This is a genomic window from Streptomyces pactum (assembly GCF_002005225.1).
Taxonomy (GTDB): Bacteria; Actinomycetota; Actinomycetes; order Streptomycetales; family Streptomycetaceae; genus Streptomyces; species Streptomyces pactum_A.
Map to the genome: position 1 here is coordinate 1,726,402 of NZ_CP019724.1, position 17,236 is coordinate 1,743,637.

15 protein-coding genes are annotated in these 17,236 nt (G+C 73.4%); 10 read left to right on the plus strand and 5 right to left on the minus strand.

The genetic code is table 11. The features are described from left to right. Window positions 1–38: 38 nt before the first annotated feature. Both alc and allB read right to left on the minus strand, forming a co-directional pair. Window positions 39–1,169, minus strand: a complete 1,131-nt coding sequence (gene alc / locus B1H29_RS07140) for an allantoicase (protein WP_055419437.1) — start codon at window positions 1,167–1,169, stop codon at window positions 39–41. A 62-nt stretch (window positions 1,170–1,231) separates the two neighbouring features. Further along, complete coding sequence (allB, locus tag B1H29_RS07145) at window positions 1,232–2,569, minus strand: allantoinase AllB (protein ID WP_055419438.1); 1,338 nt, start codon at window positions 2,567–2,569, stop codon at window positions 1,232–1,234. A gap of 236 nt (window positions 2,570–2,805) precedes the next feature. On the opposite strand from allB, the gene allR reads away from it, so the two are divergent. Beyond that, complete coding sequence (gene allR, locus B1H29_RS07150) at window positions 2,806–3,609, plus strand: allantoin degradation transcriptional regulator AllR (protein ID WP_055419439.1); 804 nt, start codon at window positions 2,806–2,808, stop codon at window positions 3,607–3,609. Window positions 3,610–3,775: 166 nt separating this feature from the next. Here the strand turns inward: allR and B1H29_RS07155 are convergent, their stop codons facing one another. Continuing rightward, complete coding sequence (locus B1H29_RS07155) at window positions 3,776–4,090, minus strand: DUF5955 family protein (protein WP_055419440.1); 315 nt, start codon at window positions 4,088–4,090, stop codon at window positions 3,776–3,778. Between the two features lie 198 nt (window positions 4,091–4,288). On the opposite strand from B1H29_RS07155, the gene B1H29_RS07160 reads away from it, so the two are divergent. Beyond that, window positions 4,289–4,888: a nucleotidyltransferase family protein gene (locus tag B1H29_RS07160; protein ID WP_055419441.1), complete on the plus strand. Its 600-nt coding sequence runs from the start codon at window positions 4,289–4,291 to the stop codon at window positions 4,886–4,888. 184 nt (window positions 4,889–5,072) lie between these two features. Beyond that, window positions 5,073–6,695 carry a malate synthase A gene (aceB, locus tag B1H29_RS07165; protein ID WP_055419442.1) on the plus strand — a complete coding sequence of 541 codons (1,623 nt, stop codon included), beginning with the start codon at window positions 5,073–5,075 and terminating at the stop codon, window positions 6,693–6,695. 65 nt (window positions 6,696–6,760) lie between these two features. On the opposite strand, the gene B1H29_RS07170 is transcribed toward aceB, so the two are convergent. Beyond that, window positions 6,761–7,675 carry a HipA family kinase gene (locus B1H29_RS07170; protein WP_055419443.1) on the minus strand — a complete coding sequence of 305 codons (915 nt, stop codon included), beginning with the start codon at window positions 7,673–7,675 and terminating at the stop codon, window positions 6,761–6,763. 1,063 nt (window positions 7,676–8,738) lie between these two features. On the opposite strand from B1H29_RS07170, the gene B1H29_RS07180 reads away from it, so the two are divergent. From B1H29_RS07180 to B1H29_RS07205, 6 genes are all read left to right on the plus strand, one after another. Continuing rightward, window positions 8,739–9,077, plus strand: a complete 339-nt coding sequence (locus B1H29_RS07180) for a MerR family transcriptional regulator (protein ID WP_055419445.1) — start codon at window positions 8,739–8,741, stop codon at window positions 9,075–9,077. A gap of 634 nt (window positions 9,078–9,711) precedes the next feature. Next, window positions 9,712–11,199, plus strand: a complete 1,488-nt coding sequence (locus B1H29_RS07185) for an ABC transporter substrate-binding protein (RefSeq protein ID WP_055419446.1) — start codon at window positions 9,712–9,714, stop codon at window positions 11,197–11,199. Continuing rightward, the gene (locus B1H29_RS07190) at window positions 11,196–12,962 is read left to right on the plus strand and encodes an ABC transporter permease subunit (protein WP_055419447.1); all 1,767 of its coding nucleotides are present in this window, start codon (window positions 11,196–11,198) and stop codon (window positions 12,960–12,962) included. The genes B1H29_RS07185 and B1H29_RS07190 overlap by 4 nt, the downstream gene beginning before the upstream one ends. Further along, complete coding sequence (locus B1H29_RS07195; RefSeq protein WP_055419448.1) at window positions 12,931–13,890, plus strand: ABC transporter ATP-binding protein; 960 nt, start codon at window positions 12,931–12,933, stop codon at window positions 13,888–13,890. The genes B1H29_RS07190 and B1H29_RS07195 overlap by 32 nt, the downstream gene beginning before the upstream one ends. Next, the gene (locus B1H29_RS07200; protein WP_055419449.1) at window positions 13,887–14,567 is read left to right on the plus strand and encodes an ATP-binding cassette domain-containing protein; all 681 of its coding nucleotides are present in this window, start codon (window positions 13,887–13,889) and stop codon (window positions 14,565–14,567) included. The genes B1H29_RS07195 and B1H29_RS07200 overlap by 4 nt, the downstream gene beginning before the upstream one ends. A 72-nt stretch (window positions 14,568–14,639) precedes the next feature. Beyond that, window positions 14,640–15,068: a Fur family transcriptional regulator gene (locus tag B1H29_RS07205; RefSeq protein WP_055419450.1), complete on the plus strand. Its 429-nt coding sequence runs from the start codon at window positions 14,640–14,642 to the stop codon at window positions 15,066–15,068. Window positions 15,069–15,116: 48 nt separating this feature from the next. Here the strand turns inward: B1H29_RS07205 and B1H29_RS07210 are convergent, their stop codons facing one another. Beyond that, window positions 15,117–16,205, minus strand: a complete 1,089-nt coding sequence (locus B1H29_RS07210) for a saccharopine dehydrogenase NADP-binding domain-containing protein (RefSeq protein ID WP_055419451.1) — start codon at window positions 16,203–16,205, stop codon at window positions 15,117–15,119. A 96-nt stretch (window positions 16,206–16,301) separates the two neighbouring features. On the opposite strand from B1H29_RS07210, the gene B1H29_RS07215 reads away from it, so the two are divergent. Beyond that, window positions 16,302–17,225: an NAD(P)/FAD-dependent oxidoreductase gene (locus B1H29_RS07215; RefSeq protein ID WP_055419942.1), complete on the plus strand. Its 924-nt coding sequence runs from the start codon at window positions 16,302–16,304 to the stop codon at window positions 17,223–17,225. The last annotated feature ends 11 nt before the right edge of the window (window positions 17,226–17,236 follow it).

Here is a 17,236-nt window from a genome sequence, read left to right on the forward strand (position 1 = left end):
CCCGGGGCGGGGCGGCCGGTCCGTTCCTGGGTCGTGGGTCAGCCGCCGAGTTCCTGGTGGCGGGCGGCCAGGCGGGTCGCGCCGTCCTCGGTCAGGGAGCCGAACAGGCGCAGGCGGGAGATGCCGCCGTCGGGGAAGATGTCCACGCGCGCGTGGGTGCCGACGGCCGCCTCGGGCAGGACGAAGCGGTGGTTGGTGTCCGGCTGCATCCGGGTGCGCGGCAGGACCTCACGCCACTCGCCGTCCTCACCGTCCTTCACGGACACCGACGCCCAGCCGGCCGAGTTGCCCTTCAGATACGCCGTGTCGATCTCGATCGCGCGGATCCGCGAGCGGTCCACCAGCCGGTACCGGATCCAGTCGTTGCCCTGGTCGCGGCGGCGGCGGGTCTCCCAGCCGTCGTCCATCTTGCGGGAGCGGCCGGGCTGGATGGTGTTGGTGGCCGGCGAGTAGAAGAGGTTGGAGGCGTCCTCGACCCGACCGCCGTTCTCCAGGGCGACCACGTCGAAGGTGCCGAGGGCGGTGAGCCAGGCCGGGTCCGGGACGACCTCGCCGTACACGCGCAGGCGGGCGATGCCACCGTCCGGGTGCTGCTTGAGCCGCAGGTGGGTGAAGCGCTGCTCGGCGGAGACGGCGAAGCCGTTGGCCGCGTGGCCGCCGACCGCCGTGCGCGGGACGAGCGTCGTCCACTTCACGTCGTCCGCGAGCAGTTCCCGGGGCGACGGGGAACCCGCGACCGAGGTGCCCTCGACGGAGACCGCCTGCGGGTAGTTGCCGCGGAAGTGGGCGGTGTCGACGACGATGCCGCGGATCACGCCGGGGGCGCCGAGGCGGATCAGCGCCCAGTCGTGGTCGTCCTCGGTGGGCCAGGGGTGCTCGGCGGAGACGCCGCGGCGCCGGCGGGTCTCCCAGCCGTCCATGACCTTGCCCTTGTGCCCGAAGTGCTCGGGGTCGAACTCGGCGGGCTCGGGCACCAGCAGGTTCTCGCGCTGGGCGAAGAACTCGTCGTTGGCGGCGACGACACCCGCGCCGAGCTGCCGGTCGGCAAGGTTGGCGTACTGGGTGAAGGGGAGGTCGGCGGTGCGGTAGTCCGCGTACGGGTCGCCGCCTCCGTAGGGGTTCGCGTCGCCGGTGAAGCTGGCCAACGAGGGGTTCTGCTGGGCCGTCACGGTGATCAGGTGTTCCTTTCGGGATCGTTCGGGGTGAGCTGGGTTCAGGAGGTCCGGACGCGTCACGACCGGGTGAGGAGCTGTCCCTTCGGCTCAGTGAACGCGCCGTCCGCCACGACGCGCTGTCCGCGCAGCCAGGTGAACTTCACGACGCCGTACAGGGTCTTGCCCGCGTACGCCGTGACGCGGTTGCGGTGCTGGAGGGCGGCCGGGTCGACGGTGAACGTCTCGTCGGGGGCGAGGACCGCGAAGTCGGCGTCGTGGCCGGCGGCGATGGCGCCCTTGCGTCCGTCGAGCCCCACCTGGCGGGCCGTGTGCGTGGACATCCAGCGCACGACGTCCTCCAGGCCGTGGCCGCGCTCGCGTGCCTTGGTCCACATGGCCGGCAGGCTGAGCTGGAGGCCGGCGATGCCGCCCCAGGCGGTGGCGAAGTCGTCGGTCTTCAGGTCGGCGGTGGACGGCGAGTGGTCGGTGACCACGCAGTCGATGGTGCCGTCCGCCAGCGCCTGCCACAGCAGGTCCTGGTTGGCGGCCTCCCGGATGGGCGGGCAGCACTTGAACTCGCTCGCACCGTCCGGCACTTCCTCGGCGGTGAGGGTGAGGTAGTGGGGGCACGTCTCGACCGTGACCTGTACGCCCTCGGCGCGGGCCTCGGCGATCAGCGGCAGGGCGTCGCCGGAGGACAGGTGGAGCACGTGCACGCGCGCGTTGAGCCGCTTCGCCTGCGCGAGGAGGGCGGCGATCGCCGTGTCCTCGGCGTCGCGCGGGCGGCTGGCGAGGAAGTGGGAGTACTTCGGACCACCCTGCTGCGGGGCCGCGGCCAGGTGGTGCGGGTCCTCGGCGTGCACGATCAGCAGGCCGTCGAAGGCGGCGATCTCCGCGAGGGACCGGGCGAGCTGCTCCTGGTCGAGGTGCGGGAACTCGTCCACGCCCGACGGCGACAGGAACGCCTTGAAGCCGAAGACCCCGGCCTCGTGCAGCGGGCGCAGGTCCTTGACGTTGTCGGGCAGGGCGCCGCCCCAGAAGCCGACGTCGATGTGTGCCTTGTCGGCGGCGACCGCACGCTTGGTGCGCAGGTTCTCGACCGTGGTGGTCGGCGGGATGGAGTTGAGCGGCATGTCGACGAGGGTGGTGATGCCGCCGGCCGCCGCGGCGCGGGTGGCGGTCCAAAAGCCCTCCCACTCGGTGCGGCCGGGGTCGTTCACGTGCACGTGGGTGTCGACCAGGCCGGGCAGGACGACGTGGTCACCGACGTCCTCCAGCCGGGCGCCCGCCGGGACGGGGGCGTCGTACGGCAGGACGGCCGCGATCGTCTCCCCGGTCACCGCGATCGACGCGGCACGTATCCCCTCGGGAGTGATGACGCGCGTCGAGCGCAGCACCAGTTCAGCTTCGGACACCCGAACCTCTCTTTCCGCCACCGAGTTTTTCAACGTTCTGTTGAAGGAGTCTTCATTCCCGCTCCCGCGCCGTCAAGAGGCACCCTTTGTGCGGGCATGCCCAGCGGATCCATCCTGGACGTTTCCACAAAGCGGAATTAGAATTCCAGCAAGCAGAACGTAGCTACGTACAAGCCGGTAGTCAACCGGCCGCCGGGTACGCTTCTTTCTCCCGCCAGCCCCGAAAGGAACGTGCCGTGCCGACGTCCAGCGCCAGCACCACCGACTCCGCCAGGTCCGCCACAGGAGGCGTCCAGTCCCTGGAGCGCGCCTTCGACCTGCTCGAACGGATGGCGGACGCGGGTGGCGAGGTCGGCCTGAGCGAGCTCTCCGCGAGCAGCGGGCTGCCGCTGCCGACCATCCACCGCCTGATGCGCACCCTCGTGGCCTGCGGATACGTACGCCAGCAGCCCAACCGCCGCTACGCGCTCGGGCCCCGTCTGATCCGGCTCGGCGAGTCCGCGTCCCGGCTGCTCGGCACCTGGGCCCGCCCGCACCTGGCCCGCCTGGTCGAGGAGACCGGCGAGACGGCGAACATGGCGCTGCTCGACGGGGACGAGATCGTGTACGTCGCGCAGGTGCCGTCCAAGCACTCGATGCGCATGTTCACCGAGGTCGGCCGGCGCGTCCTGCCGCACTCCACGGGCGTGGGCAAGGCCCTGCTCGCGGACTTCCCGGCGGACGAGGTACGGGCCCTGCTGGGCCGGACCGGCATGCCGGCCGCGACCGACAAGACGATCACCACGCCGGACGGGTTCATCGCGGCGCTGGAGGACGTGCGGCGCCAGGGATACGCGATCGACGACAACGAGCAGGAGATCGGCGTCCGCTGCCTGGCCGTCTCCGTCCCGAACTCCCCCACCGCGGCGGCGATCTCGATCTCCGGCCCGGCAGGCCGGGTCACGGAGACCGCGACCGACCGGATGGTGCCGCTGCTCCAGCAGGTGGCGGCGGAACTGTCGGAGGCCCTGCTCACCTCGAACGGCAACCCGGCCGCGTAACCGGCGCCGTCGTCACCCGCGCCGGCGACCCGGGGTCCAACCGGCGCGGGACTCAGCCGGCGCAGGACACAGCCTGCGCGGGACACGGCCTGCGCGGGACTCAACCGGGCGCAGGACACAACCCGCGCGGAGGATGAGCCCGTGCGGGCGCCGGCGGCACGGAGAATCAGCGGCGCGGAGGATCGCCGAACAGCTCCACGGCGTGACGGACCTCCGCCAGCCCCCGGGACAGGGCGCTGACGGAGCCGATCGCGCCGACTATCAGCAGCAGGGCCCGGTGCAGTCGCGGCACCTCGGGGACACCGTGGTTCGTCATCGCGGCGAGGTCGGCCAGTTCGTCCTCCGCGATGGCCCGGTCCGGGAAGTCGGCAGGCAGCAGGGCGAGTTGGCGGCGCAACCGGGACACCGCGGTCCGCAGTGCCGCCACCCTCACATCCTCGTCACCGACGGTCGCCTGCCTCTGCCCCAAGCTCCGCAACACAGCCCTCCCCCTCGCTCCCCGTTGCGCGCCCCTACCCGGTGATCGTGCCGAGCGCCCCATGGCGTCGGCCGGGCGCCGGGGACGCGGGCCAGTAAACGCCACCCCGCACCGGACGCGCCACCGCGCGGACCGAATTTCAGTCTTCCCGAAACCCGCGCACGCCGGAGCGTTCGGCGGGCGGTCAGGTATGCAGGACGCATGACCGACAACGAAGACCAGGTAGCGGGGCTGCTGCTCGCCGCCGGGGGCGGGCGACGACTCGGCGGACGCCCCAAGGCGCTGCTCGAGCACCGCGGACGTCCACTCGTCGAACATGCGATCGCAGCGTTGCGCACGGCCGGTTGCGCCCGCGTGCACGTCGTACTGGGGGCGCGCGCCGAGGACGTACGCGCGCGGGCCGCGCTCGACGGTTGCGTCGTCGTGGACAACCCCGACTGGGAGCAGGGCATGGGGTCGTCACTGCGCGCCGGGCTCGGTTCACTGGCCGGGACGGGCATGCGGGCCGCCCTGGTCTCGCTGGTGGACCAGCCCGGCATCGGCGCGCGGGCGATGGCGCGCGTGCGTGCGGGATACCTGGACGAATCGTCGCTCGCCTCGGCGGCCTACGCGGGCGCGCGCGGCCATCCGGTCCTCCTCGGCGCCGCGCACTGGGCGGGGGTCTCCGCGACTGCCACCGGGGACCGGGGGGCACGCGCCTACCTGAGGGAACACGAGGCGGAGATCGCGCTCGTGGAGTGCGGGGACGTGGCGCGGCCGTACGACATCGACACGGAGGCCGACCTGCGCCACCTTGAGTGAGGAGCGTGGCACTGGGCGCCACCTTGCCTCGACTCAGAGAATCTCGACATCAACAAACCATTGAAGTTCCACAATGAGGAAACTACTATCCACTGACCAGAAGCACCCGACCGCACAACGGGTGCGCTATGCCCCATACGTGCTCGTTGGCACCCGGTGCCACCGCTGAAGGAAGTGACAGCTCATGTCCGCACCAGCGCCGTCCACGCTGGCCATCGTCGACGCCGAGCCCCTGCCCCGGCAGGAGGAGGTCCTCACCGATGCGGCGCTCGCCTTCGTGGCCGAGCTGCACCGGCGGTTCACGCCCCGGCGTGACGAGCTCCTCGCCCGCCGCGCGGAGCGCCGCGCCGAGATCGCCCGCACCTCCTCGCTCGACTTCCTCCCGGAGACCGCCGCCATCCGCGCGGACGACTCCTGGAGGGTGGCCCCCGCTCCGGCCGCGCTGCAGGACCGCCGCGTCGAGATCACCGGCCCCACCGACCGCAAGATGACGATCAACGCGCTCAACTCGGGTGCGAAGGTCTGGCTCGCGGACTTCGAGGACGCCTCCGCGCCGACCTGGGAGAACGTCGTTCTCGGCCAGCTCAACCTGGCCTCCGCCTACACCCGGAGCATCGACTTCACCGACGAGCGCACCGGCAAGTCCTACGCGCTGCGCCCGGACGGGGAACTGGCGACGGTCGTCATGCGCCCGCGCGGCTGGCACCTCGACGAGCGCCACCTCCAGGTCGACGGCCGGCCGGTCCCGGGCGCGCTGGTCGACTTCGGCCTGTACTTCTTCCACAACGCGCAGCGCCTGCTGGACCTCGGCAAGGGCCCGTACTTCTACCTCCCGAAGACGGAGTCGCACCTGGAGGCCCGCCTCTGGAACGAGGTCTTCGTCTTCGCGCAGGACTACGTCGGCATCCCGCGGGGAACCGTCCGCGCCACCGTCCTGATCGAGACGATCACGGCCGCGTACGAGATGGAGGAGATCCTCTACGAACTGCGCGACCACGCCTCCGGGCTGAACGCGGGCCGCTGGGACTACCTCTTCTCCATCGTCAAGAACTTCCGGGACGGCGGCGCCAGGTTCGTCCTGCCGGACCGCAACGCGGTGACGATGACCGCCCCGTTCATGCGCGCGTACACCGAACTCCTCGTCCGCACCTGCCACAAGCGGGGCGCGCACGCGATCGGCGGCATGGCGGCGTTCATCCCGTCCCGCCGGGACGCCGAGGTGAACAAGGTGGCCTTCGAGAAGGTCCGCGCCGACAAGGACCGCGAGGCCGGCGACGGCTTCGACGGCTCCTGGGTCGCCCACCCCGACCTGGTCCCGATCGCCATGGAGTCCTTCGACAAGGTCCTCGGCGACAAGCCGAACCAGAAGGACCGTCTGCGCGAGGACGTCGACGTCAAGGCGGCCGACCTGATCGCGATCGACTCCCTGGACGCCAAGCCGACGTACGCGGGCCTGGTCAACGCCGTGCAGGTGGGCATCCGTTACATCGAGGCGTGGCTGCGGGGCCTCGGCGCGGTGGCCATCTTCAACCTGATGGAGGACGCGGCCACCGCCGAGATCTCCCGCTCGCAGATCTGGCAGTGGATCAACGCGGAGGTCGTCCTCGACAACGGCGAGCAGGTCACCGCCGACCTGGCCCGCAAGGTCGCCGCCGAGGAGCTGGCGAACATCCGCGCCGAGATCGGCGACGAGGCGTTCGCGGCCGGCAACTGGCAGCAGGCCCACGACCTGCTGCTCACCGTCTCCCTCGACGAGGACTACGCCGACTTCCTGACGCTGCCGGCGTACGAGCAGCTCAGGGGCTGACGTCCGACTCGGCGATGCCCGTCCGCGCCCCCGGTACCGCACCGCGCCGGGGGCGCCGACGCGCGTCAGCCCAGGTGCACGGACCAGTCCTGCTCGGCGGGCGGCTTGCCGTGCAGGTCGGGTACGCGCTTGAGCCAGTCGGGACGTCCCCGCCGGGTACGGGCGGCACGGGCGGCGTTCTCGGCGGCGAGTTCGTCACGGGTCGGGAAGCCGGTGGGCAGCCAGTCGTGGGAGGCCCGGACGCGCGCGTGCAGGTAGCCGACATAGGCGTTCCGGACCTCGTCCGGTGTGCCGAAGCCGGCCTCTCGGGTCAGCCACACCTCCGGTACCCGCGCCACCACCTCGTGCAGCAGCTCCCGCGTCACCTTCGGCGCCAGCTCGGCGTCGGCGGCCCGGACGTCGGGCGCGGAGTGGCCGAGCGCGTGGTGGCGGAAGTCGTACGCCTTCTCCGGCGGGGAGGCGCCCCAGCGGTGGTGGAAGACGAGGGCCGCCCCGTGGTCGATGAGCCACAGGCGCGGGGGCGCGATGCCGAGGGTGGGCCAGACCATCAGGTTGGAGCTGTGCACCGTGCGGTCGACGTTCACGGTGAGGGCGTCCAGCCAGACGACGCGACCGGCCTCCCCCGGGTCCACCGGGAACACCTCCGCGACCTCGGGCGTGAAGTCGGCGCCGCCCGACAGGTAGTCCATGCCGAGGTTGAGTCCCGCGCTGGCGTCCAGCAGGTCCCGCACCTCCTGATGCGGTTCACCGGCGGCGATGGACGGGTCGAATCGCACGAGGACCAGCTCGGGGACGCGCAGCCCGAGCTCACGGGCCAGCTCACCGACGATCACCTCGGCGACCAGCGCCTTGCGGCCCTGCGCGGAGCCGGTGAACTTCACGACGTAGGTGCCGAGGTCGTCGGCCTCGACGACGCCGGGGACGGAGCCGCCGGTATGCAGGGGCTCGACATAGCGAGCGGCGGTGACGCTCCTCAGCATTTTCCCATCCCGTCACCCCTGTCGGCCTCGAAACCCATGGCGACCTCCTGGGTGCCGCACAGAGAGATCGGCTCGTCCACAGCTCTGGGGAGGACCCGGGGAGTTCCGGCCACCATGCTGATCCTCCCGCCTCCCCGGCAGTCCGTCGATGGCCGTCCGCCCCCTGCTACCGGCTTCAGGCATGAAGTGAGCATAGTAACCGAGGGTGACCGCCGGCGAGGAGCGCCCGGGCCACCGCGCCATGCGCCCCTGCGCCCGGTCGTCGAGCGGACCCTCGGCCGGCTCGTGCGTCAACCGCCAACCGGCCCGCGACTACGGGGTACGCGGTGATGACCTGGCGGACGCAGCCGTCGTGGGCGCGGCCGGGACGCGACGTTCGGCGTGCTCCTGGAGGTACTGCCGGGTGAACATGGGCTGCGCTCCGTCTGATCCGCTCGGGTTCCCGGGCCATCTGCTCCAGGGCGGCGACACCGGGTACCGACCGGCGTCCGTCTCGACCACGGCCGTCGCCCGGCCCACCTGAGCGGATGGCATGGATGCAGAGAAACGGTCACCCGTTCGGAGTGAAACCTGTAGCGGCTGATGTAGACATGCGGCCGTCGTTGGGGTTACTGTCTTGTTGTAGCCAGGAAGTCAGTGAGGCGCGGCAGAGACGAACTGCCCGCATGCAGGACAGTGGTTCGGCACGGCAGCGGAGTGGCGTGGGCCAGAGATTCCCAGGGTCCCGCCGCTGGTTGCCGGGCCAGGCGGCCTACCAGGGCCGCCGGCAGTACGCAGTGCCAGCAGTACCGAGAGATGCAAAGAAGGAAGAGAGAAGGAGGCGAACGCCATCAGGATCGCCCGGGCGAGAACGGTTCTCCCGGGTACCGCAGGCCCCGGAACGGAAGGTGGTCCCACGGTCACGCATCCGCGATCCCTTGACCGCCCGCCCTTGCACAGTGGCTGGTGCGGAAACAGAGAGCCGGCACCGCAGTAAGCCGGCAGATGGTGTTACAAATCCCTCGGGGCCTTGGTGCCGTACGGCACCAAGGCCCCTCGACGCGTTCCCCGATCAGAGGTGCCAGTGACCGCAGACAATCCGCTCAACCGTATCGACGACGACGACTACCCCGCCTACACCATGGGACGAGCAGCGGAGATGCTCGGCACCACCCCCGCCTTCCTGCGGGCCATCGGGGAGGCCCGGCTGATCACGCCCCTGCGTTCCGACGGCGGTCACCGCCGCTACTCCCGTTACCAGCTACGCATCGCCGCCCGCGCCCGCGAGCTGGTCGACCAGGGCACCTCCGTCGAAGCCGCCTGCCGCATCGTCATCCTCGAGGACCAACTGGAAGAGGCCCGGCGCATCAACGAGGAGCTGCGGCGACGTCCCGCGGACCGCTCCGACAAGGCCGACGCCTGACCTGCCCGCTCAAGCGGACGGTGGTCCCTCGGGGTTCGTCAGCGGGTGTCCGGCGGCGAACAGCGCGAGGGCCGTCCGGTCCGTGCGGGTTCGCTCCGGCACCTGGGCGGCCGTAGCCCCTGCCCATTCCGACGGTCACTCGGGTGACCGGTTCGGCGGGTGCGCAGGCCTGCGCGCGCCCTCCGCGTGCAGCACGAGGCGGGTCAAGCACCGGCGGCGAAGGCGCCCGGCAGCACGTCGAGGCCGTGGGCCGCGCCCGCGAGCAGCCACCCGCCTGCCGCCGGTCGTCGCGATCACGACCCCGGGCAGTCCGCTCGCGCACTACACCAACGGGCTGTTCGCCGCCGACGGCCACGACCGAGCCGCCGTCGCGCGGCACCTCTCAGGCGTCCTCGCCTCCACGACCCGGCCCTCGCGGCGGGGCCCTGATCGGCTTTCCGTACGCCCCAAGGCCGACGTGCCCGCGTGGCCGAGTCGGCCGGGGGCCACGCGGGAGCGCCTCCCGAGCCGTGGTCTCGCCGACCGGCACGGCAGGAGAAGGTGACCTGGAAAGCCCGTGCTTGAAAATGATTGTCATCGTGCTACGGTCGTCGAACGCTCAACCTTTGACCGGCTCTTTACCCGGAGTGACCCCGTGCGCGTCCCCGCCCGCCTCCTGCCTCTCCCCGCGGCACTCGCCGCCTCCGCCCTGCTCACCGGCTGCTTCGCGTCCACGGAAGCCACCGGCGCCGACGCGGGCGAGCGCATCCGCGTCGCGATGATGCAGCCGCCGCGTTCGGGCCTGTCCCCGCTCTCCGACGACGCGTTCAAGCTGTCCCGCTGGTCGACGGCGGAGACGCTCGTGAAACTGGACGCGGACGGCGACCCCGAACCGGCGCTGGCCACCGGGTGGAAGCAGTCGGGCCGGACCTGGACCTTCACCCTCCGCGAGGGCGTCACCTTCCACGACGGCACCGAGCTGACCGCCGAGGCCGTGGTCCGCTCCCTCACCCGGGCCGCCGGCGCCTCCCCCAAGCCCCGCATCCTCGACGGGGTCGAGCTGACGGTGAAGGCGGGGGACGCCGGCACCGTGGCCGTCACCACCGCCGAGGAGGACCCCCTGGTCCCGCAGCGGCTCAGCTCCCCGCAGTTGTCGGTCCTCGCGGCGAAGGCCTACCGGGGCAAGACCGTGAACCCGGTCGGCGCCGGCACCGGCCCCTTCGAGCTGACCGAGGTCAACGGCACCTCCTCCGCCGCCCTCGACCGCTACGACGACTACTGGGGCGGCACGGCCAAGGCTCCCGGCATCGACGTCACGTTCGTGCCGGACGGCACCGCGCGCGCCGCCGCCCTGCGCAGCGGCGAGGCGGACATCGTGGAGGCGGTGCCCGTCTCGCAGGCCGCGCTGCTGGACGAGGACCTGATCACCGAGGTCCCGATGCCCCGCACCAACACGCTGTACCTCAACACGGAGAAGGGCGCCTTCAAGGACCCGGCGCTGCGGGCGGCGGCCCGGGAGGCGATCGACGCCGAGTCGATCGTGAAGGGCGTGTACGAGGGGAGGGCCGACGTGGCCGAGGGGCTGCTCGGGCCCGCACTGCCGTGGGCGGCCGGGCTGCGCGAACCGGTGCGGCGGGCGAAGGCGGGTGATCCGTCCGGCAAGAGCATCACCATCGGCACCTTCACCGACCGGGCCGAACTGCCCGAGGTGGCCGCCGCACTGCAACAGCGACTGGAGAAGGCGGGCTTCCAGGTGAAGCTGGAGGTCCGCGAGTACGCCAACATCGAGTCCGACGCGCTGGCGGGCGCGTTCGACGCGTTCGTCCTCTCCCGGGCCACCGTCCTCGACTCCGGTGACCCGGCCGCGTACCTGTACAGCGACTTCGCCTCCGACGGCTCCTTCAACATCTCCCAACTCGCCGACCCGGCCGTGGACAAGGCCCTGCGCAAGGCCGGTGCGACGCCGACGGGTGAGGCCCGGCGCCGGGCCGTCGTCGACGCCGAGGCCGCCGTGCTCGCCACCGACGCGGCCGTACCGATGCTCCACGAACGCGTGATCCAGGGCGACGCCGCCGACGTGGTCGGCGCGGCGCACGACCCGCGCGAGCGGGAGCTGGTCACGCTCGACACGCACGTCAAGTGAGGCCGCGCGCAGCGGGGGTGACGCGCGCCGTCGCCCTCGTCACCGTGCTGGCCGCCGTCGGCCTGCTGCCCTGGCTCTCCGGCCGGGACCCGGCGCTGACCGTGCTGCGCGCCCGGTCGGCCGAACAGGAGCCGACCGAGGAGGCGCTGTCCGCGATCCGCGAGCACCTCGGCCTGGACGCCGGCCCGCTCTCCCTGCTGGGCGACTGGGCCGCCGGACTGCTCCGCGGCGACCTCGGCACCTCGTGGGTGTCGGGGACGGAGATCCTGCCGTCCGTCGTCTCCGGACTCCAGGTCTCGCTGGGCCTGATGGCCGCCGCGCTGACCGTGGCGGTGCTGCTGGCCACGGCCCTGGTGGCACCCGTACTGGTGCGGGGCCGGGGGTCGGCCGGGGCGTTCGCCGCGATGGCCGCCGCCGTGCCCGAGTTCCTCCTGGCCACCGTGGCACTGCTGGTGTGCGGGGTGTGGCTGGGATGGCTGCCGACGTCGGGCTGGCGGGGGCCCGAGTACCTGGTCCTGCCGGCCCTCGCGCTCGGTGTTCCGGCGGGCGGCCTGCTCGGGCGGCTGGTCGCGGACGCGCTGCCCGCCGTGCTCGACGAACGGTGGGTGGAGCTGTGGCGGGGCGCGGGGGTGAGCCGCGCCCGCGTCTCGGCCGCCGCGCTGCGCCGCGTACTGCCGCCGCTGGTCCCGCAGTTCGGGATGGTCGCCGTCGGCCTGACGGGCGGCGCGGTCGCGGTGGAGACCGTGTTCGCGGTGCCCGGCATCGGGCGTACGGCGCTGGGCGCGGCCAAGTCGCAGGACCTGCCGCTGCTCCAGGGCGCGGTCCTCGCCCTGCTCGCCCTGGGCCTGGTCACCGGCGCGCTGGCCGCCCTGGTACGGCGTCGGCTGCTGGGCCCCGCCCTGCGCGACGCCGGACTCGCGCTGCCCCCGGCCCGCCCGGTCCGGGCGCACCCGGCGGTCCCGGCCGCCCTCGCCGCCGTACTGCTGGCGGTGATCGGCTGGGGCCTGCTGCGCGACCCGTACGCGGTGGACACGGCCGCCCGGCTGGCCCCGCCCTCCTGGGCGTACCCGCTGGGCACCGACGGGCTCGGCCGCGACGTGCTGGCCCGGCTCGGGCACGGCGCCGCCGCTACGGTCGGTACGGCCGTGGCCGTCTGCCTGCTGAGCCTGCTGGCCGGGCTGGCGCTGGGCTTCCTGCCCGGCGTCGCGGCGGGGGCGGCGGACATCGCCAACGCCCTGCCACCCGTGATCGTCGGCATCCTGGTCGCGGCGGCGGCCGGTCCCGGCACCGGCGGCGCGGCCCTCGCCGTCGCGCTGATCTCCTGGCCGCCCCTGGCGGCGCACGCGGCGGCGCTGGTGCAGGAGGTGCGGGCGTCGGCGTTCCTGACCGCCCAACGCGCCATCGGGGCACCGCCCCTGTGGATCCTCACCCGGCACGTCCTGCCGTCCGTCGCCGCCCCGGTCGCCCGCCACGCCCTCCTCCGGCTGCCCGGCATCGCCCTCGCCCTGGCCTCCCTGGGCTTCCTGGGGCTGGGCGCCCAGCCGCCCGCCCCCGAGTGGGGCCTGCTCCTGGACGAGTCCCGGGCCTACATCGAACGCGCCCCCTGGGCCGCGCTCGCCCCGGCCGTCGCGCTGGCCCTGCTGGCGGGGCTGGCCGTGACGGGAGCGGCGTACGCGCAGGGCCGCGGAGCCCGGCGCACGACCGGCCGCACGTCACGAAAGGAGACCACCCATGCCGTCCGAGGCACTGCTGTCGGTGCGTGATCTGCGGATCGCGTTCGGCGCGGTCGAGGCGGTGCGCGGGCTGACGTTCGACGTCCGCCCGCGCGAGGTGTTCGCCGTCGTCGGGGAGTCGGGCGCGGGCAAGTCCCTCACCGCCCGGGCACTGCTCGGCATGCTGCCGCGCGGTGCGACGGCCGGCGGCAGCGTGCGGTTGCGGGGCTCCGCCGACCTCGCCGCCGAACGCGGGCGCCGGATCACCCTCGTCCCCCAGGACGCCCTGTCCGCCCTCTCCCCCGTCCACCCCGTCGGCGACCAGCTCGCGGCAGCCGTGCGCTCGGTGCGGGGCCTGTCCCGCGGCCGGGCGCGCGACCTGGCCGTGGCGGCACTGGACCGGGTCGGCATCCCGGACGCCGCGCGCCGGGCGCGGGCCTATCCCCACGAGTACTCGGGCGGTATGCGGCAGCGCGCGGTGATCGCCATGGCGACGGTCAACGAGCCGGACGTCGTCGTCGCCGACGAACCGACCACCGCGCTGGACGAGGAACGCCGCGAGCAGGTGCTGCGGGTGCTCGCCGAGCAGCGGGAGGCGGTCGGCGCCGCGCTGGTCCTCGTCACCCACGACCTGGAGGTCGTACGGGAGCACGCGGACCAGGTGCTGGTGATGTACGCGGGCCGGGCGGCCGAACGAGGCCCGGCCCGGCAGGTCCTCGGCCGTCCGCGCGCCCCGTACACGGCGGGCCTGCTGGCCTCGCTCCCGCAGGACGGCCCCCGGCGCCGCCGGCTGCCGGCGCTCCCCGGCACCCCGCCCGCGCCGGACGCCCTCGGGCCGGGCTGCGCCTTCGCGCCGCGCTGCCCGCTGGCGACGGACCCGTGCCGCGACCGCGAACCCGAACCGCGGACCGTGGACGGACGCCTGGTCGCCTGCCATCACGCCGACGACGTGCCCGACCCTCTCCGGGAGTTCGTGTGAACCACCCCCTGCTGGACGTCCGCGACCTCGTCGTCCGCTACGGCCCGGTGACCGCCGTGGACGAGGTCTCGTTCACGCTGGACGCCGGTGAGACCCTCGCCCTCAACGGCCCCTCCGGCTGCGGCAAGTCCTCCACGGCCCTCGCGGTGCTCCAACTGCGCCGGCCCGACGGCGGGCAGGTCCGCTTCGAGGGCCGGGAGCTGACGACCCTGACGGAACGTGAACTGCGCCCGCTGCGCCCGCGCATGCAGCCCGTCTTCCAGGACCCCTACGGTTCCCTGAGCCCCCGGCACCGCATCCGCGACGCGGTGGCCGAGCCGCTGAAGGTGCAGGGCGGATGGGACCGGGCCGACGGACCCGCCCGCGTGGCCGAGCTGCTCGACCGGGTCGGCCTCGACCCCTCGTACGGGGACCGGCGCCCGCACGAACTCTCCGGCGGCCAGTGCCAGCGGGCCGGGATCGCCCGCGCCCTCGCCTCCGGGCCGCGGCTGCTCGTCCTCGACGAACCGGTGTCGGCGCTCGACGCCTCCGTGCGGGCCGGCGTGCTGAACCTGCTCTGTGACCTCCAGGACGAACTGGGCCTCGGCTACCTGTTCATCTGCCACGACCGGGCGGTCGTACGGCACTTCGCGGACCGAGTGGTCGAGATGAGGGACGGGCGCGCGGTCCGCGCCTGACGACTGCGAGAGACCCACTGGACGGACGGCGTCCGGCACCGCGCGGCCCGCCGGACGCGAGGAGGCACGCCCATGTACGGAACGGCCCGCGGCGAGTGGCGTACGACCCGGCAGCGAGCCGCGGTCCTCGGGGCCCTGCGCGCCTGCGACGGCTTCGTCTCGGCGCAGGCCCTGCACGCCGCTCTGGCCGCGGACGGCGTGGCGGTGGGGCTGACCACCGTCTACCGCACCCTGCGGTTACTGGAGTCGGCCGGGCACGTCGACGTGGTACGGGACGGTGACGGTGAGCGTCTCTACCGGCCCAGGCCGGACGGCGGTCACCGGCACTACGCCGTCTGCCGGGAGTGCGGCCTCAGCCTCGCGGTCGACTCCGAGGAGGTAGAGCAGTGGGTGGCGAGGACCGTACGGCTGATCGGATTCCGCGCGGTGGACCACACCGTCGAACTCACGGGCGTGTGCGGTGACTGCCACCGCCCGGCCGACCGCCGGACGGACCCCTGACCGGCGGGCGCGCGAGCGGCTCCCGCAGGCGCGCCGGCGCACGGACCCTCACAGCATCCTGAGCTCGGCCGCCCCGTCCGTCGCCAGGTCCTCGGTGACGCGCAGCGGATCGAGTACCTCCGCGGCGAAGCGCACACCGGGTGCGATCGCCCCGTGGAGGACCCCGAGCGCGGCGGTGGCGGCCAGGAACCCGCTCAGCTCGTAGGAGTCCTCGGCGCGCAGGACCAGCCTTGCGGTGGGCGGCCCGTCCTCCACCCCGTCCCAGAGGTGGAACTCCTGTCCGTACCAGGCCCCGTGGCGCCGCACGTCCTCGTCGGCGGCCGTGACCAGCTCGGCGGTCCCCGTGCCGTCCAGCGCCCACGCCATGGCGAGTTCCTCGGCCAGGCGGCCGCCGCCGAAGACGGTGTACCAGCGCAGGCGGCCGACACCCGTGTCGCGGGCCAGCCGGACGGCCTCGGCGGACAGGAAGGGGAAGGCGTCCACGGGCGCCGGGAAGGCATCGAGCCGCTCCGCCCGGCGGGGGGCCAGGGCGCGCTCCCGTATCCGTCCTTCCTCCCAGGCGGCCGCCGGTGTGCCGTGCTCCGGCCCCCGGCCGAGCAGCACGTCGCCGGCCGCGGCCGGGGTGAGCGGCGCGACACCACCGACGTAGGCGTCCAGTGCGACCGCCGCGGTGGCGCGGGCGGCCAGGGCGCGAGGCAGCAGCGACGACAGACCGGGCAGCGCGCCGGCGGACAGCACGGCCACGCGTCCGGCCGCCGCCCATCGCTCGGCGCCTTGGCCGGCGGACAGCAGGTCGCGGACCGGATCGTCACCGGCCGCGTCCACGTAGTCGGCGCCGTTGCGCAGCGCTGCCCGCGCGACCAGGTCGAGCACGCGGTACGAGGGACCCGCGCAGTTGACGACGAGCCGGCATCCGGCCGTGAAGCGGTCCAGCGAGTCGGGGTCGGTCAGATCGACGGCCAGGGCAGCCGCGTCCGAGCCGCCCTCCGGGAGTCCGGTGACCAGCGCCGCCGCCCGGTCCGCGTCACGGCCGGCCACCAGGAGGGGGCCGGCACCCGCCCGGTGGAGCCGTCGCACGACCGCACCGCCGACCGCTCCGTAACCGCCCAGGACGCCGACGGCCGTCTTGTCTCGCATCGGTATTCCCACCGTTCCCCTCGGACTCCACTGTTGAAAATGATAATGATTATCGTACTAGTTCTTGATCGCCGAACCAGGAAAGAAGTGACGACGATGTTCGACGTGATCGTGGTGGGCGGCGGGCCCGCGGGCCTCAACGCGGCGCTGGTGTCCGGGCGTCAGCGCAGGCGGGTCCTCCTGCTGGACTCCGACCGCCCCCGCAACGCACCCGCGGCGCGGATGCACATGTTCCTCAGCCGTGACGGGTTCCCGCCGGCCGAACTGCGCCGCATAGGCCGCGACCAGCTCTCCGCCTACCCGAACGTGGAGGTGCGTGGGGCCACCGTCACCACCGCCGCGACCACGCCCCGGGGATTCACCGTGACGCTGGCCGACGGCGCGGTGGAGCACGCCCGCAGACTGGTCCTCGCCACGGGGCAGGTCGACGTGCTCGACGAGCGGGTGGAGGGGCTGTCCGCGCTGTTCGGCCGGGGCGTGTACCACTGTCCGTTCTGCCACGGCTGGGAGACCACCGGGATGAGCCTGGCCGTCCTCGGGCATGAACTGCCGCAGGTCATGCAGGCCCTGTACGTCGCCGACCGCTTCAGCCGGGACGTGATCGTGTGCACCGACGGCCACCCCGTGCCCGAGCAGGCCGCGGGCCGGCTCGCCGACGCGGGGATCGCGGTGGAGGAGACGGGCGTGACCCGGATCGAGGGCGAGGAGGGCGCCGTCCGCCTGGTCCTCGCCGACGGCCGGGTCATCGAGCGGCAGGGCGTCTACCACCGGCCGCCGACCCGCCAGCACTCCCCGCTGGCCGAGCAGTTGGGGTGCCTGATCCTCCCGGACGGCTGTGTGCGGGTCGACGAGTTCCAGCGCACGTCGGTGCCCGGCGTGTACGCGGCCGGGGACACCGCCCGTCTGGAGGCCCTGCCGGACGCCCTCACCTTCGTGATCACCGGCGCCGCCGACGGCGCCCGCGCCGCGGTCTGGCTGGACCAGGAACTCTTCCGCGAGGACGCCGGCCTGGGCGGCTGACACCGGGTGCG

Coding starts and splice junctions, on each gene's coding strand:
- B1H29_RS07160 (WP_055419441.1), top strand. CDS start 4,289: ATGACCGACAACGAAGACCAGGTAGCGGGGCTGCTGCTCGCCGCCGGG.
- aceB (WP_055419442.1), top strand. CDS start 5,073: ATGTCCGCACCAGCGCCGTCCACGCTGGCCATCGTCGACGCCGAGCCC.
- B1H29_RS07170 (WP_055419443.1), bottom strand. CDS start 7,675: ATGCTGAGGAGCGTCACCGCCGCTCGCTATGTCGAGCCCCTGCATACC.
- B1H29_RS07195 (WP_055419448.1), top strand. CDS start 12,931: ATGCCGTCCGAGGCACTGCTGTCGGTGCGTGATCTGCGGATCGCGTTC.
- B1H29_RS07205 (WP_055419450.1), top strand. CDS start 14,640: ATGTACGGAACGGCCCGCGGCGAGTGGCGTACGACCCGGCAGCGAGCC.
- B1H29_RS07210 (WP_055419451.1), bottom strand. CDS start 16,205: ATGCGAGACAAGACGGCCGTCGGCGTCCTGGGCGGTTACGGAGCGGTC.
- B1H29_RS07215 (WP_055419942.1), top strand. CDS start 16,302: ATGTTCGACGTGATCGTGGTGGGCGGCGGGCCCGCGGGCCTCAACGCG.